Raw genomic sequence first — 6,050 nt, 5'->3', positions numbered from 1 at the left:
GGCTGGTGCGCAGCCACACCGTGCTGCAGGACCGGGCCGTCGTGGGGTGGGAGGTCCGGCAGTCCGTCGTCCAGCGCCGGGCCGGGCTGGCGACCGTGCTGGCCTGCGTCGGCGCCGGCAGCGGCGGCTACGCCGCGCGTGACATGGCCGCCGCCGAGGTGGCGGAGTTCGCCCGGGACGCCTCCGGGGAGTGGGCGGCCACCCTCACGCCGTACGGCTGACCCTGCCCCGCGGCGGACCGGACGGACAGGATGGTGCCCGTGCCGATCGACGCCACCGACCTCGAAGCCCTCCTCCCGCCGCTGACGGACGCGCCCGGACCGGAGCTGGCCGGCGCGGGCACGGCCGACGGCCTGCGGTTCGCCGGCCTGGAGCTGACCGGCGACGCGACCGACGCCTCCTTCCTCGAGTGCGTGCTGACCGGGTGCGACCTCGCCGGCGTGCCCTTCGACCGTGCCCGGCTGTCCAGCTGCCTGCTCACCGACCTGCGCGCGGCCGGCTGGTCGCTGGTCGACGCGACGCTGCTGGACGTCGTGGCCGCCGGCGGGCGGTTCGGCGCGGTCACCGCGCACGGCGCCGGGCTCACCCGGGTGGCCCTGCAGGAGGTGAAGGTCGACTTCCTCGACCTGCGGGGCGCCACCCTGGTCGACGTCACGCTCGCCGGGTGCACCGTGGGCGAGCTGGACCTCGGCGGCGCCGACCTGCGCGACCTGCGGCTGGTCGACTGCACCGTGGAGTCGCTGGTGCTCAGCGGTGCCCGCAGCCGCTCGGTCGACCTGCGCGGCGCGGAGGTGACCCGGCTCGACGGCGTGGCCGACCTGCGCGGCTGCACGATCAGCACCGCCCAGCTGGCCGGCTGGGCCGCCGGGATGGCGGCCGAGCTGGGCATCCGGGTCGGCTGAGGCGACCCCGGGTCAGTCCGCCAGCAGGCCGGTGAGCAGCCCGGCCGCGGCGGCCGGTGCGTCCCCGGCGAGCAGCCCGGCCGCGGCCAGCACGTACCGGTCGTCGACGACCACCCGCGCGCCGGCCAGCACACTCCCCGCCCCGCCCCGGTCGGCCGCCACCCGCTGCACCACCGCGACCGTCGCCGCCGGCGCCGCGTGCCGGAAGACCCCGCCGGAGAGCACCACCAGCCCCGCCCCACGCGCACTCGCCCCGCCCGGACCGTAGGCGGCCTCGGCCCGCAGGTGCCGGCGCAGCGCCACCACCGCCGCGGCCTCGCCGAGGTCCAGCGGGTCGCCCCCGGGGGTGCTGAGCCCCTCGTCCGCGGCCGCCTCCCGCAGCGCGTCGGCGCTGGCGTGCACCCCGAGGTCGCCCTCCACGGTGCGCCGGCGGGCCGGCACCCCGACCGCCGCCCGGTGCAGCGACGCCTGCTCGGCGTCGACGGCGGGCACGCAGTACACGTCGGTCGTGGCCCCGCCGACGTCCAGCACCAGCACGCCCGGGGCGTCGGTGCCGGCCCGCAGCTCGGCCAGGACTGCCACGCCGTCCAGCACCGCGTCCGGCGTCACCGCCCGCACCCACCGGCGCAGCCGCGGGTCCGCCGACAGCCGTTCGCCGCCGATGACGTGGGTCAGGAAGACGTCCCGGATCGCGGCGCGCGCGGACTCCGGGGCCAGCTGACCGATGTCGGGCAGCACGTTGTCGGCCGCGGTGACCGGGGTGCCGGCCGCGGTGAGGACGGCGCACACCTCCGCCCGGACGTCGACGTTCCCGGCGACGACGACCGGGACGGACCGCTCCGTACCGGCGAGGGTCGCGGCGTTGTGCCGCAGCACGGTGGCGTCCCCGCCGTCCGTCCCGCCGACCAGCAGGACGACGTCCGGGGCGGCGGCGGCCAGCTGCCGGAGCGCGGCGGCGTCCAGCCGGCCCGCGGCCACGTGCACCACCCGGGCGCCCGCCGACAGGGCTGCCCGGTGCCCGGCCTCGGCGCTGATCAGCTCCTCGTAGCCGACGACCGCCAGCCGGAGTCCGCCACCGGCGCTGGAGCACGCGCGCACCGGCGCGCCCCAGCCCTCCGTCGCCGCCAGCACCCCGGCCACCACGTCCGCCGGGGTCGTCGGCGCCTGCCGCGTCTCGACCAGTCGCCCGGTGTCCAGCTCGACCAGCGCCGCCTTCGTCCACGTCGAGCCGACGTCGACGCAGGCGAGCAGGGTCACGCCGGCCGCAGCCCGGCGGTGGCCGCCCCCGCGGTGAGCTCGTCGAGCCCGAAGGCCTGCACCGGCCCCAGGGCGCCGGCGCCGGCGACCTCGCCCTCCGCAGCCCGGACCGCCCCCCAGGCCAGCAGGTCTGCGGTCAGCTCGTAGGGGTCCGGTCCGAGCAGCCGGACCCGCGCGACCCGCGCCCCGGACCGGTCGCGCACCTCGGCGACGACGTGCGTGCGGGCCTCCCCCTGGGTCGTCGGCGCCTCGGCGAACCGGCGTCCGACCAGGTCGGCGAGCTGCTCCACCCGCGCCGTGGCCCCGGGCAGCCGGCCGATCCACGGGGCGAGCGGGGCGAGCCGGTGCGCGACCGGCGTCGCCGGGCCGAACCAGTCCAGGTAGACGCCGACCTCACGCAGGGACGGCGACAGCCCGGGCAGCGCCAGGTGCTCCGAGCCGCCCACCGAGAGCCCGCGGCGGGTGCGGCCGGCGACGTCGAACCGCCAGTCCCGCGCCCCGGCCGGCTCCTCGACCAGGCGGCCCTCGCGCCAGGCGTGCCCCTGCTCCAGCAGCACCCCGACCAGGGAGACCAGCGTGCCGCGGGAGAAGCCCTGTCCCCGGACGCCGTCCAGGCTGTAGCCGACGTCGAGCCGGTGTGCCCGGTCGCCCGCCTCGGCCAGGGCCAGCGCGCCGGCCAGGACGCCGGGCACGTAGTCGTGGCCGAAGGCGGTCAGCAGCCGCGCGCCCGAGTCCTCCGCCTGCGGCCCGAACTCCTCGAACACCCGACGGAGGAACGGGGGTTCGCCCGTCGAGTCCAGGTAGACCGCGCCGGCGTCGGTGGCCGCGGCGACGGCGGCCTCCCCCAGCCGCTGGAACGGCCCGACCGTGGTGACCAGGACGTCACCGGCGCCGAGCAGCGCACGCACCGAGCCCGGGTCGGTGACGTCGGCGGCCGCGGTCTCCAGCGGCTCGGCGGGCCCGCCGAGCCGGTCGGCCAGGGGGACGAGCCGGGCCGGGTCGCGCCCGGCGAGCACCGGCCGGGCGCCGCGGGCGGTCAGGGCGGCCGCCGTCCGGCCGCCGGTGTGGCCGGTGGCACCGAGCAGGACGACCCGTGCAGGCATGGTCGGACCCTAGCCACGACGCGCCGCAGCAAACCGGAACTGCTTGGTCCGCGGGTGCGCCGCTCCGCGTCGGGTAGCCGGGGCGTGATGGCCGCCCCGTTGTCCCACACAGTGCGCTGCGACCGTCCGGGTCTAGTCCAGCCCGACCCGGCCGGCGAGGGCGGCCGCCTCCACCCGGGTGGAGACCCGCAGCTGGCGGAGCAGATTGGCCACCAGCCGCTTCACCGTGCGCTCGGAGACGTGCAGCGTCGTGGCGATGTCGACGGTGCTGGTGCCCGCGGCCACCAGCCGCCAGAGCCGGCGGTCGTCGGCGGACAGCTGAGCCGCGATGCCCTGGTCCGCGGTGGGCGCCGCGTCGTCCAGCAGCTGGCGCAGCAGCGACTCGGGGATCACCGACCACCCGTCGAGGACGGCGAGCAGCGGTCGCACCAGCGCCTCCGGGCTCGTGGTCTTGGGCAGGAAGGCGCTCGCCCCGGCCCGCAGCGCCTCCAGGGCCGCGTCGGCCTCGGCCAGCCCGGACAGCGCCACGATGCGGGTCATCGGCTCGGTGCGCCGGATGGCCGCGATGGCGCGCGTGCCGCCGGGCGGCGGCATGTGCAGGTCGACCACCGCGACGTCGGCGTTGTGCCGGCGCACGAGGGCGGCGCCCGCCGAGGCGTCATCCGTCGTCCCCACGACACGCACCCGCCCGTTGCTCTCCGGGGGCAGCAACAGCTCCAGGCCCCGGCTGAACAACGGGTGGTCGTCGATCACCACCACGTCCACGGGGGGACGGTGCTCAGCAGCGGCACCGACGTCCAGTCCCTCCACGTCACTCCCACAGATCGGCTGCGCCCGGCGTGGCTGACCGACCGCTCTCCCGGAGGTGCCCGTGACCCTCGCTGCCGACACACACCCTGCGACGCTGCCCGGACTGTTCACCGATCTGCTGCACGTGGTGCGCAGTCACCTCCCCCATCCCGCCGCTGACCCGGTGAGCACCGGCGACGCGCTGGTGCGAGCGCTGTGCCACGACATGCGCAGCCCGCTGGCCGCGCTGGAGTCGGTGCTGGCCCGGCTCGAGGACGACGACAGCCGACCGGAACTGCTCGACCTCGCCCGTGCCCAGGCACAGCACCTGGCCTCGATGCTTCGCACCGCGAACGCCACCGGTGGGGCTGCGGAGCGGGCGGGCACCCGCGAGCTCGCCGACGTCGTCCGCGCCTCCGTCGCCGCCTCCGGCCTGCCCGACCACCAGCTCCGGGTCGAGTTCGGCGACGATGCGGCCGACGTGGCCGTCGCCGACGCCCGCGTCCAGCGGATCCTGACCAACCTGCTGGAGAACGCCCACCGGCACGGCCGGGGCCAGCCCGTCCGGCTGCGGGTGGAGCGACGGGTCGGGTGGGTCGACCTCGCCGTGACCCAGCCGGGCGTGCCGGCCGATCGGGTCCTGGGGCACCTCAGCCGGCCGACCCCGCCGGTGGACCTCAGCGGCCTGGGCCTGTGGTCGGTGCAGCGGCAGACCCGGGAGCTCGGCGGCCGGCTGGCCTGGTCAGAGGGCCTCGACGGCGCCTTCACGCTGGTGGTGCGCCTCCCGGACCGCTGACGAGGGGACCCGTCCGCCCCCCACAGGAGGGCCGGACAGGTCGGCCCCTGGGGGCCAGCGGACGGCACGGGGGTGACACCGGGAGGGGGCATCTGTCTGTTGTCACCGCGAGGGCGGCGACAGCGACGACGCAGAGGGAGAACGCCCGTGTTCACGCACACTCACGCACTGCAGTACGAGGCCAAGCCCGACGGCCCCGACCCGGACTTCGCCCGCAAGCTGCAGGAGATCCTCGGCGGGCAGTGGGGCGAGATGACCGTCGCCATGCAGTACCTGCTGCAGGGCTGGAACTGCCGGCTGCCCGGCAAGTACAAGGACATGCTGCTGGCCATCGGCACCGAGGAGCTGGCGCACGTCGAGATGATCGTGACGATGATCGACCGGCTGCTGGACCACGTGCCGCTGAAGCCCGACGCCGCAGACCGCACCAAGGAGGCGGCGGCCGGCTACGGGCAGCACAACCCGCAGCACGCCATCGTCAACGGCGCCGGCGCGTACTTCCGGGACAGCATGGGCCTCCCGTGGAGCGGCGGGTACGTGACCGCCAGCGGCAACCTCATGGCGGACTTCCACTACAACGCCACCGCTGAGATGCAGGGTCGTCTGCAGGCCGCCCGCCTGTTCAACATGACCGACGACCACGGCGTCAAGGACATGCTCCGGTTCAACCTGGCCCGCGACCACATGCACCAGATGCAGTGGCTCGCCGCCATCGAGGAGCTCAAGTCCGACGGCATCGAGGGCATCCCGGTGCCCGAGGCCTTCCCGATGGACGAGGAGCTGCCGGAGTTCGCCTACACGTTCATCGACGCCTCCGACGGCCCCGATGCGGCCAACGGCCGCTGGGCCAGCGGGCCGGCCCTGGACGGCACCGACAACCAGCTGCGAGCGGCACCGATCGCGGCCAACGCCGACGCGCCGATCCTGCCCCCCGGTGACCCGCGGCTGTACCCGACGCCGCAGACGCAGATGAACACGTTGATCCAGAAGGCCAAGGACGCCCTCAAGTGAGGCGCCGCCTCCTGTGATCTGCCACGGGAGGCACGCCCGATGCGCCGTCGCCGTGCCGGCGCCCCGGCTCCGCTACCCAGCGGACCTGGGACGCCGGCCCGGCGGGCGCCCGAGCACTCGCTGGAGGTACGCCGTGCACCTGCCCGTCCCCACCCCCCGTCCCCTCTCTCTTCCCCATCTATCCCTCCCCGA

6 protein-coding genes and 1 pseudogene are annotated in these 6,050 nt (G+C 76.4%); 4 read left to right on the top strand and 3 right to left on the bottom strand.

From position 1 onward, the window contains the following. A pseudogene (locus tag G5C62_RS24960) lies at positions 1–221 on the top strand (hypothetical protein); the annotation flags it as partial. Between the two features lie 39 nt (positions 222–260). Further along, a complete protein-coding gene (locus G5C62_RS24955) occupies positions 261–902 on the top strand; it encodes a pentapeptide repeat-containing protein (RefSeq protein WP_164703141.1) in 642 nt (213 codons plus the stop codon). Positions 903–914: 12 nt separating this feature from the next. Here G5C62_RS24955 and G5C62_RS24950 read toward each other — a convergent pair whose 3' ends face one another. The 3 genes from G5C62_RS24950 to G5C62_RS24940 form a co-directional block, all read right to left on the bottom strand. Then, positions 915–2,159, bottom strand: coding sequence for a glutamate mutase L (locus G5C62_RS24950; protein ID WP_164703140.1), 1,245 nt, complete (start codon positions 2,157–2,159; stop codon positions 915–917). Then, positions 2,156–3,262, bottom strand: a complete 1,107-nt coding sequence (locus G5C62_RS24945; protein WP_164703139.1) for a trans-acting enoyl reductase family protein — start codon at positions 3,260–3,262, stop codon at positions 2,156–2,158. Before G5C62_RS24945 ends, G5C62_RS24950 begins: the two co-directional genes overlap by 4 nt. A 132-nt stretch (positions 3,263–3,394) precedes the next feature. Beyond that, on the bottom strand, positions 3,395–4,027 hold the full coding sequence (locus tag G5C62_RS24940) for a response regulator transcription factor (RefSeq protein WP_241176121.1): 633 nt from the start codon (positions 4,025–4,027) through the stop codon (positions 3,395–3,397). A 106-nt stretch (positions 4,028–4,133) separates the two neighbouring features. On the opposite strand from G5C62_RS24940, the gene G5C62_RS24935 reads away from it, so the two are divergent. Together G5C62_RS24935 and G5C62_RS24930 are read left to right on the top strand one after the other, a co-directional pair. After that, the gene (locus tag G5C62_RS24935) at positions 4,134–4,847 is read left to right on the top strand and encodes a sensor histidine kinase KdpD (protein WP_164703137.1); all 714 of its coding nucleotides are present in this window, start codon (positions 4,134–4,136) and stop codon (positions 4,845–4,847) included. 147 nt (positions 4,848–4,994) lie between these two features. Beyond that, on the top strand, positions 4,995–5,858 hold the full coding sequence (locus tag G5C62_RS24930) for a manganese catalase family protein (RefSeq protein WP_036339664.1): 864 nt from the start codon (positions 4,995–4,997) through the stop codon (positions 5,856–5,858). The last annotated feature ends 192 nt before the right edge of the window (positions 5,859–6,050 follow it).

The sequence above is a fragment of the Modestobacter sp. KNN46-3 genome, from assembly GCF_011039295.1.
Note: the sequence above shows the minus strand (reverse complement) of the source record. Positions and strands in the feature narration are given on the sequence as shown.

Bases quoted from the DNA above. Each gene is read 5' to 3' on its own strand.
- G5C62_RS24945 (WP_164703139.1), bottom strand. From the start codon at position 3,262: ATGCCTGCACGGGTCGTCCTGCTCGGTGCCACCGGCCACACCGGCGGC.